The following is a 21403-nucleotide window of genomic DNA, read 5'->3' on the forward strand; positions in this document are numbered from 1 at the left end:
GGCACAGCCTAAGGTGGTCTGCTGTGAAACCTTCCCAATGGCGTCCACCCGGCTCAGCGACGCTCATCGGCAGGAGCTCGTCGCCCGCTATCAGCAGGGGGACACTGCCCAGGCGCTGGCCGCTGCCTTTGGCTGCAGCGCCGCCACCGCCACCCGGGTGGTGAAGGCCGCCATCGGCGCCGAGCGCTACGAGCAGATCAAGCTGGAGCGCGGCAAGGGGCCGGCAATGCGCAGGGCCGCCATTGCTCACACGCTCGACGCCACCGCGATCCCCGCCGGGCCCCTGTTTGAGCAGGCCGAGGTCCAGGCTGAAGGGCCCGCCGCAGAGCCTGCCGCCAGCGGCGACGCCCCAGACCAGGCCGCCGCCACTGGCGGGGTTGCGGACGACGGGGATGTCCTTCCCCAAGCCTCAGACACTGCGGAGCCCGGCAGTGAGCCCCTTGCTCCCTTCGGCTCCGGATTTGCCCCTGCCACCCTTGGCGATCCCGCCGGGCAGGATCCGGCCGCCGACGGCGATGACGACGACGATGCCCAGGTGCTGGCGATCGACGATGCGGATGATTTCGGCGATGACGCCGACGACAACGATGCCGACAGCGACAGCGAAGACGCTGACGATGAGCCCGACCTGTTCACGCCCGTGCCGGTCGGCGAAACCATGCTCGACCGCCCTGCCGCCACCTGCCTGCCGTTCGAGGCGGCGCCCCTGCCTGACAGCCTCTACATGCTGGTCGACAAAACCGTGGAGCTGCAGGACCGGCCCCTCAGCGACTTCCCCGAACTCGGCCTGCTGCCGGAAGAGGAATCCCGGCGCCGCGCCCTGGTGGTGTTCAGCAACCCACGCCAGGCCAAACGCCACTGCGGCCGCACCCAGCGGGTGATCCAGGTGCCTGACAGCCAGGTGATCCGCCGCACCGCCCCCTACCTGCTGCGCAAGGGCATCACCCGTGTGGTGCTCGAAGGGGCGCTTTACTCCCTGCCCGGATCCTGATCATCGCCCGGCATCAGCAGTGCTGTGGCGGCCCCGCCGCTGATCACGCCCACCACCAGCGCCAGGCCCACCAGAAAGCCGCTGGGTAGCGGGGCGCTGCGGCCGAAGCCGAGCCGCAGCTGGGGCCGGTCGTTGAGGTTCTGCCCGCCTAGGCACAGCACCACAAGCAGCAGCAGGCCGCCGGCCACACTGCCGGCCAGGAGTCGAAGGCGCACCAGCATGGCGGCGGCGGTGGTTGAAGGGGTCGCCCCCTGAGTGTGACGCGCCGGCGGCCTGCGGGTCAGCAGCGCTCAGGCGTGCGAACTCCCTTCGTGGTCGCCACTGGCGCTGTCGTGGTGCAGCAGGGCGTAGAGGTCGCGGCGGCTGTGACCGGTGCGTTCCGCCAGGTTGCGGGCGGCTTCCCGCTTGCTGAGCCCACCCCCCAGCAGGGCCTCCAGCTCGGCCCGTAGCGCAGCCTCGTTCCAGGCGGGTTGCGCCGCTGGGGGCGCGCCGCCCAGCACCAAGGTGCACTCCCCAAGCGGCGGCACCCGGCGGAAGTGCTCCAGGGCGGCGGCCACCGTGGGCCCCACCTGCTGCTCATGCCGCTTGGTGAGCTCCCGTGCCACCCGCAGCGGGCGATCGCCCAGCAGCTCCAGCAGATCTTCCAGCAGGGCGATCAGCCGGTGGGGTGCCTCGAACAGCACCAAGGTGCGCGGCTCGGCCGCCAGTTCCTGAAGCTGACGCCGGCGTTGGCTGGGCTTGGCGGCCAGAAAACCCTCGAAGCAGAAGCGGCCGCTGGGCAGGCCGCTGCTCACCAGCGCGGTGGTGACGGCGCAGGGGCCAGGAATGCACACCACCTCCAGCCCCGCCTGCCGCGCGGCGGCCACCAGCGGTTCGCCGGGATCGGAAATGCCTGGCAGACCGGCGTCGCTGATCACTGCCAGCCGCTCACCGCGCTGCAGCGCCTCCAACAGTTCGGGCAGGCGGGTGGCCTGGTTGTGCTGGTGAAAGCTCAGCAGCGGCCGGCGAATGCCAAGCCGCGCCAGCAACTGACCGCTGTGGCGGGTGTCTTCACAGGCGATGCGATCGACCTGCTCCAGCACCAACCGGGCCCGGGGGGAGAGATCAGCGAGGTTGCCGATCGGAGTACCCACCAGATAGAGCACGCCGGCGGCCGGTTCGGCACCAAGCGCGCCCCTTGAGGATGCCGCCTTTGCCTCAGGTGCGCCGAGAGGAAGGGCTCCCAGGGGAGGCTCTCCTCGGTGAATGTCTCCTGGAGGAAGCGCTCCGGCCGGGAGCTCTTCATCACCCGATGGTGCGGCCATGGCTGGCGGTGGATTGGGGGCAGTGGGCTGCCAGGGGCAGCCCCGTTGACCTCAGACCGCCACCGGTTCCTGGGAAACGCCGCGCAGGGTGAGGTTGATGCGGCCGCGGTTGTCGATCTCACGCACGCGCACGGTGACGGGATCACCCACCTTCACCACGTCTTCGACCTTCTCCACCCGGGCTTCCGAGAGCTGGGAGATGTGGATCATGCCTTCCTTGCCGGGAAGGATCTCCACGAAGGCGCCGATCGGGATGATGCGGGTGACGGTGCCACTGAACTGCTCCCCTTCGCTGATGCGACGGGTGAGACCCTCCACGATGCGCTGGGCCTCCTCGGCGGCGGCACCGTCGTGGCTGGCGATCGTGACGATGCCGCCGTCCTCGATGTCGATCTTGGTGTTGGTGCGCTCGGTGATGCCCTTGATGGTGCGGCCGCCAGGACCGATCACGGTGCCGATCAGCTCGGGATCGATGCGGAAGCTGAGCAGGCGCGGCGCATGGGGCGACATGGTGTCGCGGGGCTTCTCGATCGCCTCCAGCATCTTCTCGAGGATGTGCAGACGGGCGGGACGGGCCTGGTTCACGGCGTCGGCCACGGTGGTCACCGCCAGACCGGTGATCTTCATGTCCATCTGCAGGGCGGTGATTCCCTTCTCGGTGCCGGCCACCTTGAAGTCCATGTCGCCGAGGAAATCCTCGATGCCCTGGATGTCGGTGAGGATCCGCACCTCATCGCCTTCCTTGATCAGGCCCATGGCGGCGCCGCTCACGGGAGCCTGCAGCGGCACGCCGGCATCCATCAGCGCCAGGGTGCTGCCGCACACCGAGCCCATCGAGGTGGAGCCGTTGGAGCTGAGGCACTCCGACACCACCCGCAGCACGTACGGGAATTTCTCTTTCGGGGGAAGCACGGGGGTGATGGCCCGCTCCGCCAGGGCGCCATGGCCGATCTCGCGGCGACCGGGGGAGCGCATCGGCCGGGTCTCGCCCACCGAATAGGGGGGGAAGTTGTAGTGGTGCAGGTAGGTCTTCTCGCTCGACGGGTTGAGGTCGTCGAGCTCCTGGGCATCGCTGGGGGTGCCGAGGGTGGCGCAGGAGAGCACCTGGGTGAGCCCACGCTGGAACAGGCCCGAGCCATGCACCCGCTTGGGCAGCACACCCACAGCGGCGGTGATGGGGCGCACCTCGTCGAGGTTGCGGCCATCCACCCGCTTGCCTTCGCTGAGAATCTGGGCGCGCATCAGCTTCTTGGTGATGCCCTTGTAGGTGTTGCCCAGGGCCTTGCCGGCGGCGGCCATGCGGATCGGGTCGTCCTCGCTGAGGGCGCCGATCTTGACGGCCACCTCGGCCTTGATGGCATCGAGCTGGGCATCGCGCTCCGCCTTGGTGAGCGTGAACTGCTTGAGCACCTCACCGATCCCCTTGCCGCATTCCTGCTCGAGGAAGGCCGGCAGGGCGGGATCTTCCACCTTCGGCTCGGGGATCACCTGCTCGATGCCGAGGTCGCTCAGCAGGGTGAGCTGGGCCTTGATCAGTTCACCCACCGCTTCGTAGCCGAAGTCGATGGCCTCGATCACATCCTGTTCGGGAAGCTGGTTGGCACCCGCTTCCACCATCACCACACCTGCCGGTGTGCCGGCCACCACTAGATCCAGGTCGCTGCGCTCGATCTCGCGGAAGCTGGGGTTGAGCACGAAATCGTCGCCCAGCAGGCCCACGCGCACGGCCGCCATCGGGCCATAGAAGGGCATGCGGGCCAGCAGGGTGGCGATCGAAGCGCCGGTGACCGCCAGCACATCGGGCGGTACCCGCTCATCCAGCGAGAGGGTGGTGGCCACCACCTGAATGTCGTCGCGCAGCCAGGAGGGGAACAGGGGCCGCAGCGGGCGGTCGATCAGGCGGGTGGTGAGGATGGCCCGCTCGGGGGGGCGTGCTTCCCGGCGAAAGAAGCTGCCGGGGATGCGCCCGGCGGCATACAGCCGTTCTTCGTAATCGCAGGTGAGGGGCAGGAAATCGATGCCTTCGCGGCCTTTGGCGCGGGTGGCCGTGACCAGCACGGACGTATCACCGCATTCAATCAACACCGATCCCCCAGCTTGGGGGGCATACAGCCCTGTGGTCAGCCGGATCTCCCGACCATCGAAGGAGACCGACTGAATTTTTCCTGGCACGTCGTCTTATGTCCGTTTTGTTGTCGAAAGGCAGTCTCGCATCCGGCCCTCCCTTAACCCCGTGGAGCGGTGGTGCAGGAGAGCCGGCGCAGGTTCAGCGGCTCACCAGCTGGACTTGGTGACACCCGGCAGCAGGCCCTTGTGGGCGCGCTCGCGCAGCTGGTTGCGGCACAGGCCGAAATCGCGGTAATAGCCGCGGGGCTTGCCGGTGGCCCAGCAGCGGTTACGCACCCGGTTGGGGGCGCTGTTGCGGGGCAGGCCCTGGATCTGGCGGTGAATCTCCAGCCGTTCCATGGGATCGGCGGCGGCTTCAAACGCGGCCTTCAGAGCGGCGCGCTTGACAGCGAAACGAGCCACGATTTTTTTGCGCTTCACGTCGCGCGCGATCATCGACTTCTTCGCCATGCGGCTGCTTTGCTGTTGCGGATGAGGATCAACCCTACCCTGCGGCAGGAACGGTGCGTCTGCCGCCCGGTCCGTGGTCGGGATGGCTGGGGCAGAGATCAGCCATCGGGCAGCTGCCGCAGCCGGGGTTGCGGGCGCGGCACACGGCGCGGCCATGGAAGATCAGCCGGATCGAGAGGTTTTCCCACTCCGGTTGCGGAAACAGCTTCATCAAGTCGGGCTCGATCTTCACCGGTTCGCTCTGGCGGGTGAGGCCGAGCCGGTTGCTGAGGCGCCGCACATGGGTGTCCACCGTGACGCCGGCATGAATGCCGAAGGCATGGGCCAGCACCACGTTGGCCGTCTTGCGGGCCACGCCCGGCAGCTCCAGCAGCTCCGGCATCGAGGCCGGCACCTGGCCGCCGTGGCGTTCCAGCAGCAATCGGGAGGCGGCCACGATGTTTTTGGCCTTGTTGCGGAAGAAGCCGGTGGATTTCACATAGGGCTCCACCGCGTCGCTGTCCACGGCTGCAGCGGCGGCCGCGTCGGGGAAGCGCTCGAACAAGGCCGGCGTCACCTTGTTGACCCGCTCGTCGGTGCACTGGGCCGAGAGCATGGTGGCCACCAGCAGCTCCCAGGGGGTGCGCCAGTCGAGCGAGCAGGTGGCCTCCGGGTAAAGCGTGGCCAGGCGCTCCAGGATCAGTGGCGCCCGCTGGCGGGCGGTGGGGAAGCGGGGCACGTCAGCGGCCCAGCAGCTGCTGCACCGCGGAGAGCTGGCTGGTGTCCTTGACGATCAGCACCAGGCTGAGGCCTACCAGCAGCAGGAAGCCCGACTGCATGAAGGCCAGCTGCAGGCGCTGCGGCAGCGGCCGGCCGCGCAGGCCCTCCAGCAGCAGCAGCACGAACTGGCCGCCATCGAGCAGGGGCAGCGGCAGGGCGTTGAGCACGGCCAGGTTGATCGAGATCAGCGCCGTGAACAGAAAGAGGCTGCCGCCACCGTCGCGGGCGAGGGAGGCGCCCATCTCCACGATCTTCACCGGCCCCGATACCTGGGGTGCCGTCTCGCCGAAGTGGGTGACGAGGGAAACGAAGCCATCCACGGTGCGGCGGATCAGCTTGAGGCAGGTGCGGTTGGCATGGCCGATCACCTCCAGCGGACTGCGGGCAGGCCGGAAGGCCTCGCTGCCGCTGGGTTGCAGTTGGGCGCCGATGCGGCCGATGCCGTTCTGGGCATCGGGCGTGAGCGTGAGCTTCACGGTGCTGCCGGCGCGTTCAGCCACCAGCTGCAGCGAGCGCTGTGGAGCGGCCTTGATGTCGGCCACCAGGCCCTCCACGGCGCTCTGGCCGCCGCCCAGGGAGGTGCCCGCCAGGCTGAGAATGCGGTCGCCGGGGCGCAGGCCGGAGGCTGCCGCCGGCAGGCCGGGTTGCACCGCCGCCACCACCACACCGGGGGTGGCGCTGAAGCCGGCGGGGATGCCCACCACGGCCCCCTGGGCCACCAGCACGGCCCAGGCCAGCAGCAGGTTGGCCAGCACGCCGGCGGCGATCACCAGGGCCCGCTGCGGCAGCGGGCGGTTGCGCAGCAGATCCGGATCGTCGGCCGGGATGTCGCTGTCCTCGTCGTCGTCGGGAAAGGCCACGTAGCCGCCGAGGGGGATGGCCCGCAGGGCGAACTGCACGCCACGGCGCCGCCGCTCCAGCAGCACCGGGCCGAAGCCGATCGAGAAGCCGCTGACCCTGATCCCCTGCCAGGTGGCTGCGAAGAAGTGCCCCGCTTCGTGGACGACGATCAGGCCGGCAAGGATGGCCAGGGCCGCGAGCACACCCATTCCGTTGGCTTCAGGCAATTTGTCCATTGTGCGGGGTGCGCCGGGCTGCGTGCGTGCCGGAAACCCCTCCCCCAGCTCCTCCCACACCCTGATGGCTTGCTGCGCCAGCCCACCCACAACAGGGTGGCTTCGGGCTCGCGGACCCAGGAACACACTGCGTTGCAGGAGATCTTATGAAATGGTGAGAGATCCCCCAGAGCTTTGCTAGAGTTTTTCGACTGAGTGGGTCGTCCCGGGATGCCTGGTAGGAATTCGCGCCGCGGCGTGCGTACTGTCACCCCCCCCCATGCTCGGGTTCTCAAGGCCCGATTGCTGTTTCATCTCCTCAGTGGCTCCGCCCGGGCGGACAGGCAAACGGGCTCCGTCATGGTGGCGGGGATGCTTGTCGTCCTGGCGCTGCTGGTGGGTTCGCTGGGTCTGGTGGCGGTGGTCACCGGCTCCAACCTGGCGTCATTGGGCAGTGGTGAAAGCCGTGATGCCCAGCAGGTGGCGGAGGCAGGCGCCGATCAGATCATTGCCACCTTCAACCAACCGGAAAACCGCCAACTGCTGGTGGCGGGGAGCACGCCTCCCAACCAATGGACCACAACCAACGCGGCCCTGCAGAGCCCCTGCATCTCCACCAGCAATGAGCGCCCTGGCGTCAACGGCTTTCCTTCTGCCAGAGCCGTTGGCCTGGCCAATGGCCAGTTCCGCAACCTTGAAGACCTTGCCCAGGTGAACCAGGGCAATCGTCGCTTTGCCCTTCAGTCGATCCGTTATTCCGCGGGCAATCAGGGCGCTCTGGATCGTCGATCGGTGTTTCGAACGTTCGCAGCCAATGGCACAGCCTTAAGCCAGGACGGAATCATCCCCGCAGGAACCAGCTTCAACGCTTTGCTGAACCTGGATGATCCCGACGGCAGTGGTGCACTCCGGCCGGGCACGAACACAGGATTCATTGCGGTCACTGTGGAGGGGCGGGTGTACCGGCCGGATGGCACTTTCTCTTCTTCAACCATCACCAAGGAATTTGAGGTGGTGCCGAAGTGCTGTGGCGGTTCGTTCGGAACCAATGCCTCCGGTGGATCCACCTCCGGTGCTTCTGCGGCTGGTGATCTGGGGGCCGATAGCCGGTTCTGCGGCATTGAATTCGGCATCATCACCGGCATCAACGGTGGCAGGTTTTTCTCCCAGCTGGCCAACGACCGCTATACCCGTAGAAACACGAACAATCAGGTGGTCAACATTGGATCGATCCTGGGCATCATTGCCGCTCCCACCCACACCTGGGACCGAACCACGGATCAGGTGGTCGGCGGCCGGCAGGTTGGCTTTCGCATGGTTCCCAACACCAGAGACACAGTGAATGATTTGATGCCAGGCGTGCCGGCTGGCAATCTTGCTGCTTTTGGTGTGCCAAGCGGTGCGCCCAACCCCTGCCCGATCAGCTGGGGCGATGCGGCATCGATCGCTGGTCGCGCGGCCTCCTGCATCCCGGTGGTGCCGCTTTTCCTCTCGGCGGGTCTCCCCAGCATCACGAGTAAATACACCTACAACTGGACGGCCGGTGACTACCCCGACACGGTCAGCAAGCAGACGGTGAACTCTGCCAGCCTTGGCGGTTATCCCCAGATCCGGGCGGACTCGGTTGCTGATAACACTGTCAATGTGTGGATTCGTGGCAACGGTGCCACTGGCCTTGGCCAGGTAACGCCGGGCCCCTTCCTGGAGTACTGCAACACGAAGTATCTGGCTGGTAACGCTTGTGCCTCTGTGTTTAGTGGCTCAACCGTTCACACCTGGGCTGTGATTTCAAGGCCAGGTCCCGTGAATGGCGGAATCGGCGATGATTTTGCTTCCAACAGCTTTTCTGGCCGCACATTAGGCAGCACGCCACGCTGGCCCACCGAATGGGTGGAGCGTGACACATCAAACGGTGCGCTCCCCCTCACCTCAGGGGATCTGACCATTTCCGGCGGCCAGGTTACCTTCCAGGATGTTGGTGGTGATTTCGGCACCACCTTCACCAATGCACCGGCCTTGGCCCGTGCCGTGAATCTTTTCGGCTTGGCAACTCCCTGGCTGGAGTTCACCTTTGCCCGCACAGGATCAGGCAGTTTTTCGACCATCTCGGCGCTGCGTTTGGATTATAGTTTTGCGTCAGGCATTACCACTGACGAGCTCATCAACACGGATGCCGGTTGGGTGCAGCTAGCTACAGTGAGGGCGGACGGCAATGTTGCTCACTCAGGCGGTGCCACAGGCAGCAACTGTGTGCTTTCGGGATCCACATACACCTGCCGGATCGCTTTCCCGCCGGCGGCACTGACGCCTGCAGCAGATAACACCTCAACCAATCGCTTCAGCCATTTTGTGAAGTTCAGGCTGCGGGCCAACAGCGACTTCAATACAGGCACGAACCGAATCAACACGGTAACCCTGGATACCGTTGCCATCAAGAGCTCCTCTGCTGGGCTCGATCCGCAGTACCGCAACACGTGTGAATACAGCTCAAGTTTTCCGGCAACCTCGAATTTCACAGGCGGATTCCATTGCCTCGGCCCAAGTGTGGACATGATCAATCTTGGTAATGTGCTCTGGATTGACACAACTGATCACTCCACTACCTTCTATTACAACAGAACGGAAGATACGCGCGGCATCAACGGCAACGATCCATTGATCAATCTGATCGGTGGTGCAACGATGGCCAACGTGATCTGCTCAAGGGCCAATCCCCTTACAACAGCTCCCGTTGAAAACTGCAAAACCCTGGTGCCTGAAAATGCGTTCAATCCAGTGGGCGAGTATGATCGCTTCAATATGTTTGGGCGGGATACTGCCCCTGCGAACAACTGCACAGATCTGAATCTCAGCAACCAGCCCTGCAATCAAATCATCGCCATCGGTGCCGATTCCAGCGCCAGCGCTGCAAATCGTTCGCGCATTGCAGGAGCATGGTTCTATTTCCCCTGGGGCCTGTTCTCCTTTGCTGTGAATGGGTGCGACACCATTCCTGCCATTCCCGCTGCAGAGTTTGCCGGCGATGACAGCTGGAACTTTGGCGGAAGGCTCTGGGCCCGCACGATCTACGCCTGCGGACAAAACCACTTCAGGGTTCCGCCTTCGGCATCCACCGACCTCACGCAATTGGTGGGCGCTTCCAACTCCGCGGATCTCACGTTCATTCGCTGGGATGGAATCGACTGGGTGGCGCGTTCCTCAACGGCTGCACGCAAAGGATCCCTGGATTGAGCTGATGCGCAACCCACTCAATCACAGAGGCCATCACAACAGCCATGGCCCTTCCTCTGCAGCACAGGGATCCGCCATCGTGGAGGTGTTGGTTTTCACCGTGATGATCACGATTGTGTTGGTCTCCACGGGTGCCATCTTCAATGGCATCAGCCGCAGAACCGTTTCCACGCGGCAGCAGGTGGTGATGCAATCGAGCATCGACGACAATCTGCGCGAAATCAAGACATTGGCCCGCCGATTCACCTGCTGTTCTGCCGTTTGCTCAACGACCCCCCCCACCACCTTCGGGGTGGTGTCAGGGGTGACCCAGCCCTGTGCCACCAACAATCCGTTGGACGATCGCTACTACTTCCCTCAGGTTGATCTCGCCTCCACCACCGCAAACTTTCCGAGTACCACCACCCCTTCTGAGCCCCTCGCTGTGGAGCAACTCTGTGCGGCGAACAACAACACAGCCTTCCTCACACCCTTTCAAACGGCTGTGAATGCCATTCCGCAGCCTGCTAACGCCACCCGCACCACATCCATCCAACCCGAGCGCATCTTGAGGGTCACCTTCACGGATAACAACCTCAGCAACCGCGTTGTTCGTGTTGAAAATATCATCCCCCAGATGGCGTATTTCTGCCCATGAAGTTCAACGTTGCTCGCTCCCACCGGAAATCCCGTAGGCAGGCTTTCACGCTCACCGAGCTGATGATCACCGTGGCAGTGATCGGCGTCATCGCCTTGGGGGGTGTGTATGCCTCCTCCCAGGTGATCGCCCGCCGGGATTTTGCCAACACAGCCGCCGTCGAGTTGGTTGGCTGGTTGGAGGCCATTTCGGCACGCTCAGGTTCCGTTGGGCCATGCCGCGTGCAATTCACAACGGGCAATGCGCTGGCACCAGGAGACACGTTTGCTTCCCTCCAGACAGGCGATGCCAGATGCACCCCAGAGGCCAATCTGAGGCTCCCCTCCGTCTACGGTGATCGCACCTACGACGTTGCCGTGACCTACACCCCCGTGGGCACAACATCGTTGGCATTCACTCCTCGGGGTGGAGTTGTGGCCGGCAATGTGGAAGCCACCGTGAAGATTGCTGTAAGCAATCAATTGCCCTTGCGTTGTGTAAGGATTTCATTCGGCTCGATCAGCACCGGCATCAACAACACCACAGGGAATGTGGCTCAAACCTGCACCGTTTGGGAGCGCACATGATCAGATCTGCCGCCGCCAAACCCAGGCAAGCCAGTGGCTTCACCCTGGTTGAACTGCTTGTCGGAGCGGTGCTTTCCATTCTCGCGATGGGATCTGTGGCCATCCTCGCTGTCCAGCAGATCCGCATCGCTGACAATGTCTATGCGACCAGCACCATCGATCGAAGCTTCAGGCGCGTATCCGATCTGTTGAAAGTGGAGGTGGGTGAAGCCTGCCTGCTGCGCGGTGGGGCCAATCCACGCACAACAGCCACCCTGCCCGATACCCCCTGCAAACCTCAGAATCCTTCTGTGTGCGCGCCAGCTGCCGCCGCTGCGGATCTCCGTCTGCTGGTTCCGGTTCAGGCCCCAGGTTCTAACGCCATCACGTATACCGTGCTCAGGTATTACCTCAACGGATCCGATTTGCTACGCGATGGCCCCCAGGTGGGAGCCAATGGCCTGCTAACGGCAACAGCAGCCACCGGCAGCCTGGTTCTTACCAACGTTTCCGCTTTCTCAGCCACCGTTTCAGCCGATTGCACCTGGGTGAGGTTGAACGTAGGGCTCACCGTGCCGGGTTCTGCAAACGTGGTCACACGCACGCTGGATCTCTATTCTGGAGCCTCCCTGAGCATTCACTGAATTGGCTCAAGCTGGCTGGGATCACGGCTATCACTCTTCAAGTTCTTATACGAGTGTTTTTTACCGGGAGCTTACGCCAAGTTGGCTTGATTTTGCAGCCTTGCTCAAGGGCCACTTGCCGCCCAGAGAATCTGAAGGTGAGCCCTTTATCTTTCTCGATCTTGGTTGCGGCACAGGATTCTCTCTGGTGTTGCTGGCCGCGCTCTATCCAGAAGGCCGCTTTTTTGGGGTGGATTTCCATCCTGATCATGTGGCCCACGGCCTGGATCTGGCCCGCCGCGCCGGGCTGAAGAACTTGGAGATCATCGAAGCAGATTTTCTGGACCTGGCGGCTCCAGGTGCGCTCTTTCCTTGGTCTGTTGGAGGCTGCCATTACGTGCTAGCCCATGGCATCGCCACCTGGGTCACCGAGCCCGTTCAGCAGGCCCTGCTGGCTGTGGCGGCCGCTTCCTTGCGTTCTGGCGGGTTGTTTTACTGCTCTTACAACACCTACCCCGGCTGGCTGGCAAGGAGCAGTTTTCAACAGCTTCTTACGCTCGAGGTTTCTGCAGCGCACCAGGGGGGCAAAGGGCTCCACTTCCATGAGGCAGCGCGCATGCTCACCCAACTGCTTGGCGATGAATCGCAACCCTCCCAGCTGGGCGCCTCGTATCCAAACCTGAGAAGAGAGCTGCAATCCGTTGAGTTTGCACCTGTCGACTATCTCTTTGGTGAGTATGCCAATGCGGGTTGGTCCCCGCTGTATTTCACCCAGATGAGTGCGCGCTGCAAGCAGCACAAGTTGTCTTTCCTGGGTTCGGCCACCTATTCCGAATCCTTCATCGAGCTCCTGCCAGCTCCAATGCGCGACGTGGTGATGAAGGAGCCAAGACCAGAGGCCCGTGAATTGCTGGCTGATCTTGCCACCAACAAGGCGTTCCGCAGGGATCTCTTCACCAAGGGCCATGTGCGGCTCACGCCACAGGAATGGAGCCAGCGCCTCGGCACGATGTCGTTTCATCTGCTGCAGCCGCCGGAGGGCTGGTTGTCGCAGCCGCCCGAGGCCCTGCGCTTCAGAGCCTGCTTTGGTGAGATCCAGGGAGATCCGCAGGCTTATGGACCCGTTCTCTCCGCCCTCTCGGCCTCACCAGCATCGGTTGACTCCCTCTTGCCCATCTGCCAGCAACCGCACGGTGAGCTCGTCGTGATGCTTGCGCTCTTGCTTGAAGCTGGAGCGATCGGCTTGGATCGTGGGCCCGCCGGTGCCAAGGCTGCTGCGCAGGTTCAGCGCCTCAATCTGCTGCTGCTGGGTCGCATGCAGGAGGGTCGTTCCTACACGCAGCTGGCCTTGCCTGCAGTGGGTTCCGCCGTTCCCTTTTCCGTGCTTGAGGCCTTGATCTACCGGGCCCAGCGCGAACAGCTTCAGGAGCCCATGCTCAGCAGCTGTGTGCTGCTGGGGCTCAAGGATCTCGATGTGCAGTTGCTTGGCCGTGATCATCAGGTGGTTGTGGAAGCACCCGCTCAGATCGCGAGGATCCAGGAGATCGCTGCCGTGGTGATGGGCAGCAAAGTGCCCCTGCTCCACCGTTTGGGTGGCGTGCCAACCGCGCCGCTCACGGCTTCCCGATCCACTCGGAGCCGAAGTAAGGCACCAACGCGTAAGGAATCCTGACGCTGCCGTCACTCTGCTGGCCCGCCTCCAGGAGCGCGGCCATGGTGCGGCCCACGGCCAGGCCGCTGCCATTGAGGGTGTGCAGCAGGCGTGTGTGCTTGCCCTCCCGGTAGCGGATCGAGGCGCGGCGCGCCTGGAAATCACCGCAGGTGCTGCAGCTGGAGATCTCCCGGTAGGTGCCTGCACCCGCCAGCCATACTTCCAGGTCGTAGGTGCGGGCGGCCGAAAAGCCCAGATCGCCACTGCACAGTTCCAGGCGCCGGTAAGGCAGTTCCAGGGCTTCCAGGATCGCCTCGGCATCCCGGGTGAGCTGCTCGTGGGCCTGTTCGGATTGCTCGGGCAGGCAAAACCAGTAGAGCTCCACCTTGTTGAACTGGTGCAGGCGGATCAGTCCACGCGTGTCACGGCCGTAGGAGCCGGCCTCCCGGCGGAAGCAGGGCGTGTAAGCCGCATACTTGAGCGGTAATTGCTCGGCGTTGATCACCTCGCTGCGATGCAGGGAGGTGATGGGCACTTCAGCCGTGGGAGTGAGCCAGAGGTCGTCCTCTGCGCAGCGGAAGCTTTCCTCGGCGAACTTCGGCAGCTGGCCGGAGCCGGTGAGGCTGGCCGTGTTCACCAGGATCGGCGGCAACACTTCGGTGTAACCCCTGGAGGAGTGGCGATCCAGCATGAAGCTGATCAGCGCCCGCTCCAGCCGCGCACCCTGGCCCATCAGCGTCACAAAGCGGCTCTGGGCAATCCGCACCGAGCGTTCGGTGTCAACGATGCCGAGCCGTTCGGCAATCTGCCAGTGCTCTTCGAGCTGCTCTCCCACGGCGGGTAGCCGCGGGGTGCCCCAGCGCTTCAGCTCCACGTTGTCGGCCTCGCTGCGGCCCGTGGGGCAGAGGGGCGAGGGCAGGTTGGGCAGCACCATCAGCTGCTGCATCAATTGCGCTTCGAGGCCTTTCTCCTGCTCCTCGATGTCCCCCACCCGCTGCTTGATCTGCGCTCCCTGCCGGCGCAGCTCCTTCACCTCTTCGCCGCCGGGGGCGGCGCCGGCCTTGATCAGCTCTCCCACCTCACGGCCGATGCGGTTGCCTTCCGCTTGCAACTCACTGCGCTGCTGTTCCAGATCACGCGTCTCAAGGGCGAGCTGGTGGCAGCCGTCAAGATCAGCCACCGCGCCCCGGCGGTTCAGGCCTTCGGCGATCTGCGCAGGGTTGTCGCGCAGGAGGCGCTGATCCAGCACGGAGGGGATTGCAGATGGGGCGCAGGTTAGTTCTGCGCGGTCCCCCGCTCAGAGCACCTGCACCACTTCGCTCACCTCGGGAATCGATTCGCGCAGCTTGCGCTCGATGCCCATCTTGAGCGTCATGGTGCTGCTGGGGCAGGAGCCGCAGGCGCCCTGCAGGCGCACCTTCACGATCGGCCCGTCGATTTCCACGATTTCCACGTTGCCGCCATCGGCCATCAGATAAGGGCGCAGCTCATCGAGCACACGCTCCACGTTCTCGACCGTGAGGGCACGGGGATCGGCAGCCGGTGCGTCAGCTGTGGGGGCGGTGGTTTCGCTGGACATGGATCGGGTTCAAGGATGGGTCCAGCTTAGGCAGGGCAGCCGAAGGCAGGGCTGTTCGGCACGGCCGGCTTGCTGCTCCGGCGACGCAGGGGCCGCTTTCTAAGATTCGGACACTTCCTCTGAACGGGCTGACCCGCTGCGATGACCGACGTTCCCGTTCAGCGGATCCGCAACTTCTGCATCATTGCCCACATCGACCACGGCAAATCCACCCTGGCCGACCGCCTGCTGCAGGAAACCGGAACGGTGGCGGAGCGCGACATGCAGGCCCAGTTCCTCGACAACATGGAGCTGGAGCGGGAACGGGGCATCACGATCAAGCTGCAGGCGGCGCGGATGGAGTTCCGGGCGGCCGATGGCGAGCTCTACATCCTCAACCTGATCGACACCCCAGGGCACGTCGACTTCTCCTACGAGGTGAGCCGCAGCCTGCAGGCCTGCGAAGGGGCCCTGCTGGTGGTGGATGCCAGCCAGGGGGTGGAGGCCCAGACCCTGGCCAACGTGTACCTGGCCCTGGAGAACGATCTCGAGATCATCCCGGTGCTCAACAAGATCGACCTGCCCGGCGCCGATCCCGCGCGGATCAAGGAGGAGATCGAGGCGATCATCGGCCTCGACACCTCCAAGGCGATCGACTGCTCCGCCAAGACCGGCCTGGGCGTGCCCGACATCCTGCAGGCCGTGGTGGACCGGGTGCCGGCGCCGGCCGACCGGGTGAGCGAGCCGCTGCGGGCGTTGATCTTCGACTCCTACTACGACCCCTACCGGGGCGTGATCGTGTACTTCCGGGTGATCAGCGGCGTGATCGCCCGCAAGGACAAGGTGCTGCTGATGGCCAGCGGCAAGACGGTGGAGCTCGATGAAGTGGGCGTGATGGCGCCCGACCAGCGGCAGGTGGACAGCCTGCACGCGGGCGAGGTGGGCTACATGGCGGCCTCGATCAAGGCGGTGGCGGATGCCCGCGTGGGAGACACGATCACCCTGGCGGCCAATCCAGCCGCCGAGCCGCTGCCGGGTTACGCCGAAGCCAAGCCGATGGTGTTCTGCGGCCTCTTCCCCACCGATGCCGATCAATACCCAGATCTGCGCGAAGCGCTCGACAAGCTGCAGCTCTCCGATGCGGCTTTGAAATACGAGCCGGAAACCAGCAGCGCCATGGGCTTCGGCTTCCGCTGCGGCTTCCTGGGGCTGCTGCACATGGAGATCGTGCAGGAGCGCCTCGAGCGCGAATACGACCTCGACCTGATCGTGACGGCGCCATCGGTGATCTATCAGGTGAACATGATCGACGGCAGTGTCCAGATGGTGGACAATCCCGCCACCCTGCCCGACCCGCAGAAACGGGAATCGATCGAGGAGCCCTATGTGAAGCTGGAGATCTACACCCCCAACAGCTTCAATGGCGCCCTGATGGAGCTGTGCCAGGAGCGCCGCGGTGAGTTCATCGACATGAAATACATCACCACCGATCGGGTCACCTTGCACTACGAGATGCCCCTGGCTGAGGTGGTGACGGATTTCTTCGATGTGATGAAGAGCCGCACCAAGGGCTACGCCTCGATGGAATACAGCCTGATCGGCTACCGCAAGAACGAGCTGGTGCGCCTTGACGTGTTGATCAACAGTGAGAAGGCCGATCCGCTCACCACGATCGTGCATCGCGACAAGGCCTACAACGTAGGCAAGGGGCTGGTGGAGAAGCTCAAGGAGCTGATCCCACGCCAGCAGTTCAAGATTCCGATCCAGGCCTCGATCGGCAGCCGCATCATCGCCAGCGAAAGCATCAGCGCCATCCGCAAGGATGTGCTCGCCAAGTGCTACGGCGGTGACATCTCCCGCAAGAAGAAGCTGCTCAAGAAGCAGGCCAAGGGCAAGAAACGCATGAAGGCCATGGGCCGCGTCGACGTGCCCCAGGAGGCCTTCATGGCGGTGCTCAAGCTCAATCAGTAGCTCAGGCCAGCACCCCAAGGCGGCGCAGGGCTGGCAGCCCGGTGGTCTGCAGATCAACAGCCACCGTTTGCAAGGCCTCCAGCTGGGCGGCTGGATCCTCGAGCGGCTGGCCTTCGGCATCTCTGATGGTGCCCCCCAGCGCGGCCAAGCCGGCCTGCACGCACACCGCCAGCAGTTCCCCCTCCATGCCCTGCTCCAGGCCCTGAACCACCATGGCCTGGATCGAGCTGAAGCCCACGCCGTTGCCAATCAGTGGGCTGGCCAGGTAAGCGAGCGGGGCGCCTTCCAGCAGCAGCTCGATCACCGCCGCATTGAATGGTTGGCAGCTGGCAAGGGCCGCTTCGCAGGCGGGCCCTCGGTGCAGACCGAGGCGGTTGGCATGGAGGAGCAGGGCCGTCAGCCGGATGGCTTCCTCCGGTGGCAGGTTGGCGCTGGCTGCGAGGTCTTCCAGGCTGCAGGGGCCGGCCTCGGCCAGCCAGGCCTCCATGCCGGCGCAGGAGGCCTGGCTGGCAGTGAGGGTGCCGAAGCTGGTGGGGAACAGATAGTCGTTGATGGGAGGCGCCGCCTGGAGCGCCACGCTCACCCTGCCGAGGGCCTGCTGGCGCTGGGCTTCATTGAGGTGAAGCTGGCCGTTCACGAAGATGTCGCGGCGGAAGGATTTGTTGCTGCCCAGATCCAACAGCGTTTCACGCACCAGCGGATCCTGCTCAGCCATCACCACGGCCTGCAGCTGCGTAGGCACAAGATCAGCGAAGAGTTCCGGCAGGGTGGCGCTGGCCAGGGGGCGGAGCTTATGGGCCATCAGGCGCTGGTGCATGTCGGCCACATACACCGGCTGCCAGCCGTCGTTGGCGTACTCCTGCGAGAGATAGCGCTGATCCTTGCTTGGCGCTTTTTCCATTTCCGCCCGCAGCGTGGGCAGTGCCAGCCCCAGAACGGCAGGCTCGTTTGCAGGGCCCACCAGGGTGAGCATGCGCTGGCTGGCGCGTTGCAGGGCGCCCTTTACATCGCCGCCCGCCCCTTGCTGGCGCTCCACCTTCACCAGCTGATGAAAGGCCTGGAGCGGCAGCCAGCCTGGATAGGTGTTGTAAGAGCAGTAAAAAAGGCCGCCGGGCCTCAGTGCCGCCGCGGCCACTGCAAACAGTGCCTGCTGTACCGGTTCGATCACCCAGGTGGCGATGCCATGGGCGGCCACATAGTGGAACTGGGCTGCTCCTCCTGGTGTGGTGGCCCCCGCTGCGGCGGGGCGCAGCGGGGAGGGATCGTGCTGGAGATCAAGAAAATCGGCCTCCAGGAAGGTGATGTTGGCGAGCCCCAGGCGGCGGGCCAGCCACTGGCCGTGGGCAATGTGATCGGGCAGGAAATCCACGCCGGTGAACTCCCCTTCGGGGTAGAGGGCCGCCAGGATGCAGAGCCCAAAGCCCATGCCGCAGCCGAGATCCAGATAGCTGAAGGGCTCGCCCTCCACCGAGCGGGGCGGGCGGTGCCCTTTCACCAGCGCAGCGAAATCGAGCCAGTTCGGCGCCATCTCCCGGTAGTACCCGATGGTGTAGTAATCGCTGGAGTAGTAGCCGTGATCCCAGCCCATTCGGTGGCGCCCGGTTGCGTGATTGTTGGGTAGCGGGCGAAGCCTACCGGGTGTTTTCTGCGCTGCCGGGGAGCAAATGAGCCACGGCCGGGAACACTCCCAGGGTCGTGATCATCCATGCCCATGGAGCCGAGGAGAACACGCTGCGGCAGACGGCAACTGACGCTGCAACGGGCCCAGCGGCCCGCGCCCTCGCAGGGCTTTCTGATGCCGTTCAGCTTTGCCGCCTCGCTGGTGCTGCTGCTCAGCGGTCTGTCGGTGCAGACGGCCGCGCTGCAGGCGCGGGCAAGGCTGGAGGCCGACCTCAAGCGCGATCGGGCCGAAGATGCCCTGGCGTCCGCCGCCCAGCAGGTGGTGGCCCAGCTCAGCGGGCCGTTCGCCTGCCTGCTCCACCTGCCCTCGGAGAGCTGGTCGGGGCAGGTGTGCGCTGAAGGTGTCACAACCTCTGCGCTCGTGACCGGCTCGGTGGCGGGGCTCCGCTATCGGGTGGTGGCCTGGCGACCCGCCGCTGCTGCGGAGCCGGCCCAGCTGCTGCTGCAGCTCGTCGGCGAGCAGGGTGCCCATGGAATGCAACGTCGTTTTGCCGTGAGCCTGGCCGAGGAGGCCGGCGCGGCTCCGATCAGCACCGTGCGGGGCATGGGGCTGTGACGCTCACTGAAGGGATCATGGCTGTGGCGGTGTTCAGCCTTTCCGCCACCAGCTCGGTGCGGCTATGGGGCTCCAGTGCCGTCTGGAGCCAGGCCGCCGCCGCACGCGAGGCCTTGGTCAGCGGCATCGAGGCGGATCTGCTGCGACGCACCCACCACCTGCGGGCAAGCGTGGCGCGCGACCAGCCCGCTCCCGCCTCTTGCGAAGTGGCGGCGGCATGGATGGTCTCCCGCCTGGCGAGCGGCGCCTCATCCCTGCCGCAGGGCGTGCACAAGCAGCTGGAGCTGGTTCCGGATGGCGGTGCCGTGTGGCTCATCTACACCGCTGCCGCAGGGCAGCTGGAGCGGCGGCGGTTGTTCACTGCCGCAGCCCATGGCCTTTGCCCGGTGGTTCCCGAGCTGCCAGCGATGACGGATCTGGAGGTGGGGGCATGACCCCGCGACGGCCGCAGGCCGGGTACACGGTGCTGGAGGGGGTGATCACGGCGCTCATCCTCGCTGTGCTGGCGGCGCTGGCCCTGCGCGACAGCGGCGAAACGCTGGCCCGCCAGCGGCTGGAGGCGGCGACCCGGCGGATCGCCCTGGCGATCGAGCACGGCCGTGCGGCTGCTGAGGCCAGCGGCCAACCCTGTGCTCTGGAGCTGGGCGAGCAGGGCTGGCAGGCGCCCATGGGCGGCGAGCTGCCCGGTTGCGCGCAGCCCATCACGGGCCTCGATGACGGTGGGCAAGAGGCCGGTGTGGAGCTGAGCCACAACCTGCCCGACGCCCTGCGCTTCAGCAGCACCGGGCTGGTGCTCGATGGGGGAACGGTGGTGCTGAGCAGCGAGGGCACGGAGTTGCGTCGCTGCCTGGTGATTGCCCTTCCCCTGGGGTTCGTGCGCCTTGGCCGTTATGTGGGCCCGGGTCAGGCCCCTCCTGACAGTGCCTCCTGCGGCCCCGACCCCACGCTTTGAGCCCAATGACGCTGCGTTTGACTGTCGCCTGCACCCGCCGCCCTGCCGCGACCCGCTGGGGGTTCGGGCTGGTGGAGATGCTGCTGGCGATGACCCTGGGCCTGGGCTTCTGCGGGGTGGTGATCCAGGCCCTGGTGGGAGAAGGTCGCCATGCCCAGCAGTTCACCCGTGCGCTGCGCGAACGCGGCAACCAACAGCGGGCGCTGGCGTTGATCCGCAGCGATCTTGTGCGGGCCCTCTCAATTGCCGACGACCCTGCCAAGGGCACCAGCCGTTGTGGCCTGGCTGGACGTACCGCAGTGTTGCGCCTGCACACGCCCGAGGGCACGATTGATTACAGCGTGGGAGCCGCGCCGAGCGGCATCTGGCAGGGGAGGGTGCTGGTGCGCTGCGGACCCGCCTACGGCCTCCATGGCCAGGTGAACCCCGGCAGTGTGTTCCAGAGCCGAGTGGTGCTCGACCGCCTTGCTGCTGAGGCCACGCCATGGAAGGGATGCGCCGCCCTGCTGGGAAGACCGGCGGCGCCAGCCGGGGGCCTCCATCCCCACGACCTTGCCGGTTCTTCGCGGTTGCCGTTCTCTGCCTGCCTGGATCGCGAGAGCGAGGTGGTTGGCCTGCGGCTGGAGCAGAGCTTTCCGGGCGGAGCGGGGCGCAGCGAGCAGCGCCTGATCACGCAGGCGGCTGCCGGAGCGGGGTAATTGTTCTAATGTTGCTGCATGATGGGCCACAGCGAGCGGCGCCTGAGCAGGGAGGCGGCGGCGCAAGCGTCGTGATTGATCTAAATGTTGGGCCATTAATAACCGGCAAAGCTGTGGAAGGAGTCACCAACAATCCTCTCCACGGTGAGCCTGCTGGCGAGGAGCTTTCCGGCCAGGCGGCACTTCCCCAGCAAGAGCGGTATCTCCCGTTAGACCGCGCCAGTGAGCGCCGCGTCTTGCCGGAGCCATTGAGCGCCATCATCAGCTTCCCGTCCCTGGAGGGCAAGCCCTTTTTCAACGTGGATGTGCTGGATTTGAGCGAAGGTGGCCTGCGCCTTCAGATCGCCCTGCCTCCTGGCCTCAGCCTCGAGAAAGGGCAAGAGGGGGTTATCAGCCTGATTCTTCGGCGTTCAGACCCACCGTGCATTTTCAATTTCACAGTGCGCTGGGTCGAGATCAATTCGCTGATCTCGGTGGCAGGTGTGGCCTTTGAGCAGCCGTTGACCCTGCCGGTCTTGCCCTCAGGGGGCAGCGGCGAAGCGAACCCTGTGGCGAAGCTCACTGAGTAAACACCCTGAGCCCCGGCCCGGTGCACATGCCACTGGGTTCATGGGC

Annotated in this window: 21 protein-coding genes; 12 read left to right on the forward strand and 9 right to left on the reverse strand. The window is 65.0% G+C overall.

The genetic code is table 11. From position 1 onward, the window contains the following. The first annotated feature begins 37 nt into the window (after positions 1-37). Positions 38-991 carry a hypothetical protein gene (locus tag ACXMDP_RS04575; protein ID WP_259729947.1) on the forward strand — a complete coding sequence of 318 codons (954 nt, stop codon included), beginning with the start codon at positions 38-40 and terminating at the stop codon, positions 989-991. Here ACXMDP_RS04575 and ACXMDP_RS04580 read toward each other — a convergent pair. The 6 genes from ACXMDP_RS04580 to rseP form a co-directional block, all read right to left on the reverse strand. Continuing rightward, positions 970-1212: a hypothetical protein gene (locus tag ACXMDP_RS04580; RefSeq protein ID WP_094510144.1), complete on the reverse strand. Its 243-nt coding sequence runs from the start codon at positions 1210-1212 to the stop codon at positions 970-972. The genes ACXMDP_RS04575 and ACXMDP_RS04580 overlap by 22 nt on opposite strands. Positions 1213-1281: 69 nt before the next feature. Continuing rightward, positions 1282-2136 carry a 16S rRNA (cytidine(1402)-2'-O)-methyltransferase gene (gene rsmI / locus ACXMDP_RS04585; protein WP_259729948.1) on the reverse strand — a complete coding sequence of 285 codons (855 nt, stop codon included), beginning with the start codon at positions 2134-2136 and terminating at the stop codon, positions 1282-1284. A 210-nt stretch (positions 2137-2346) separates the two neighbouring features. Further along, complete coding sequence (locus ACXMDP_RS04590; protein WP_259729949.1) at positions 2347-4467, reverse strand: polyribonucleotide nucleotidyltransferase; 2121 nt, start codon at positions 4465-4467, stop codon at positions 2347-2349. 102 nt (positions 4468-4569) lie between these two features. Continuing rightward, complete coding sequence (rpsN, locus tag ACXMDP_RS04595) at positions 4570-4872, reverse strand: 30S ribosomal protein S14 (protein ID WP_094510152.1); 303 nt, start codon at positions 4870-4872, stop codon at positions 4570-4572. Positions 4873-4906: 34 nt separating this feature from the next. After that, positions 4907-5590 (reverse strand): endonuclease III, encoded by a 684-nt coding sequence (nth, locus tag ACXMDP_RS04600; RefSeq protein WP_255140488.1) that lies wholly within the window; start codon positions 5588-5590, stop codon positions 4907-4909. 1 nt (position 5591) lies between these two features. Further along, on the reverse strand, positions 5592-6680 hold the full coding sequence (rseP, locus tag ACXMDP_RS04605) for an RIP metalloprotease RseP (RefSeq protein ID WP_259729978.1): 1089 nt from the start codon (positions 6678-6680) through the stop codon (positions 5592-5594). A 378-nt stretch (positions 6681-7058) separates the two neighbouring features. Between rseP and ACXMDP_RS04610 the strand changes: the two genes are divergently transcribed. The 5 genes from ACXMDP_RS04610 (at position 7059) to ACXMDP_RS04630 (ending at position 13394) form a co-directional block, all read left to right on the forward strand. Then, the gene (locus ACXMDP_RS04610; RefSeq protein ID WP_259729950.1) at positions 7059-9917 is read left to right on the forward strand and encodes a hypothetical protein; all 2859 of its coding nucleotides are present in this window, start codon (positions 7059-7061) and stop codon (positions 9915-9917) included. Between the two features lie 88 nt (positions 9918-10005). Further along, positions 10006-10554 carry a hypothetical protein gene (locus ACXMDP_RS04615; protein ID WP_457767091.1) on the forward strand — a complete coding sequence of 183 codons (549 nt, stop codon included), beginning with the start codon at positions 10006-10008 and terminating at the stop codon, positions 10552-10554. Next, entirely contained in the window at positions 10551-11120 is a 570-nt protein-coding gene (locus tag ACXMDP_RS04620; RefSeq protein WP_259729952.1) for a pilus assembly FimT family protein, read from the forward strand. Before ACXMDP_RS04615 ends, ACXMDP_RS04620 begins: the two co-directional genes overlap by 4 nt. Next, positions 11117-11743, forward strand: coding sequence for a hypothetical protein (locus ACXMDP_RS04625; RefSeq protein WP_259729953.1), 627 nt, complete (start codon positions 11117-11119; stop codon positions 11741-11743). Before ACXMDP_RS04620 ends, ACXMDP_RS04625 begins: the two co-directional genes overlap by 4 nt. A 187-nt stretch (positions 11744-11930) precedes the next feature. Beyond that, complete coding sequence (locus tag ACXMDP_RS04630; RefSeq protein WP_457767092.1) at positions 11931-13394, forward strand: methyltransferase regulatory domain-containing protein; 1464 nt, start codon at positions 11931-11933, stop codon at positions 13392-13394. Here ACXMDP_RS04630 and serS read toward each other — a convergent pair. Both serS and ACXMDP_RS04640 read right to left on the reverse strand, forming a co-directional pair. Then, positions 13336-14622 carry a serine--tRNA ligase gene (serS, locus tag ACXMDP_RS04635; RefSeq protein ID WP_259729956.1) on the reverse strand — a complete coding sequence of 429 codons (1287 nt, stop codon included), beginning with the start codon at positions 14620-14622 and terminating at the stop codon, positions 13336-13338. The two genes, ACXMDP_RS04630 and serS, sit on opposite strands and share 59 nt — an antisense overlap. A 48-nt stretch (positions 14623-14670) precedes the next feature. Further along, a complete protein-coding gene (locus ACXMDP_RS04640) occupies positions 14671-14952 on the reverse strand; it encodes a NifU family protein (protein ID WP_259729957.1) in 282 nt (93 codons plus the stop codon). Positions 14953-15093: 141 nt separating this feature from the next. On the opposite strand from ACXMDP_RS04640, the gene lepA reads away from it, so the two are divergent. Further along, positions 15094-16902 carry a translation elongation factor 4 gene (gene lepA / locus ACXMDP_RS04645; RefSeq protein WP_255099933.1) on the forward strand — a complete coding sequence of 603 codons (1809 nt, stop codon included), beginning with the start codon at positions 15094-15096 and terminating at the stop codon, positions 16900-16902. 1 nt (position 16903) lies between these two features. Here the strand turns inward: lepA and ACXMDP_RS04650 are convergent, their stop codons facing one another. Next, on the reverse strand, positions 16904-18490 hold the full coding sequence (locus ACXMDP_RS04650) for a class I SAM-dependent methyltransferase (RefSeq protein ID WP_259729958.1): 1587 nt from the start codon (positions 18488-18490) through the stop codon (positions 16904-16906). Positions 18491-18697: 207 nt separating this feature from the next. Here ACXMDP_RS04650 and ACXMDP_RS04655 point away from each other — a divergent pair, with 207 nt between their 5' ends. The 5 genes from ACXMDP_RS04655 to ACXMDP_RS04675 are packed head-to-tail and all read left to right on the forward strand — an operon-like array spanning position 18698 to position 21357. Next, positions 18698-19138: a hypothetical protein gene (locus tag ACXMDP_RS04655; RefSeq protein WP_259729959.1), complete on the forward strand. Its 441-nt coding sequence runs from the start codon at positions 18698-18700 to the stop codon at positions 19136-19138. Continuing rightward, entirely contained in the window at positions 19135-19572 is a 438-nt protein-coding gene (locus ACXMDP_RS04660; RefSeq protein WP_457767093.1) for a hypothetical protein, read from the forward strand. Before ACXMDP_RS04655 ends, ACXMDP_RS04660 begins: the two co-directional genes overlap by 4 nt. Further along, a complete protein-coding gene (locus tag ACXMDP_RS04665; RefSeq protein ID WP_259729961.1) occupies positions 19569-20090 on the forward strand; it encodes a GspH/FimT family protein in 522 nt (173 codons plus the stop codon). Before ACXMDP_RS04660 ends, ACXMDP_RS04665 begins: the two co-directional genes overlap by 4 nt. Before the next feature lie 5 nt (positions 20091-20095). Continuing rightward, positions 20096-20788: a hypothetical protein gene (locus ACXMDP_RS04670; protein ID WP_259729962.1), complete on the forward strand. Its 693-nt coding sequence runs from the start codon at positions 20096-20098 to the stop codon at positions 20786-20788. Positions 20789-20796: 8 nt separating this feature from the next. Next, positions 20797-21357, forward strand: coding sequence for a PilZ domain-containing protein (locus ACXMDP_RS04675; RefSeq protein WP_457767094.1), 561 nt, complete (start codon positions 20797-20799; stop codon positions 21355-21357). Positions 21358-21403: the final 46 nt, after the last annotated feature.

The sequence above is a fragment of the Cyanobium sp. ULC065 genome (assembly GCF_977927515.1).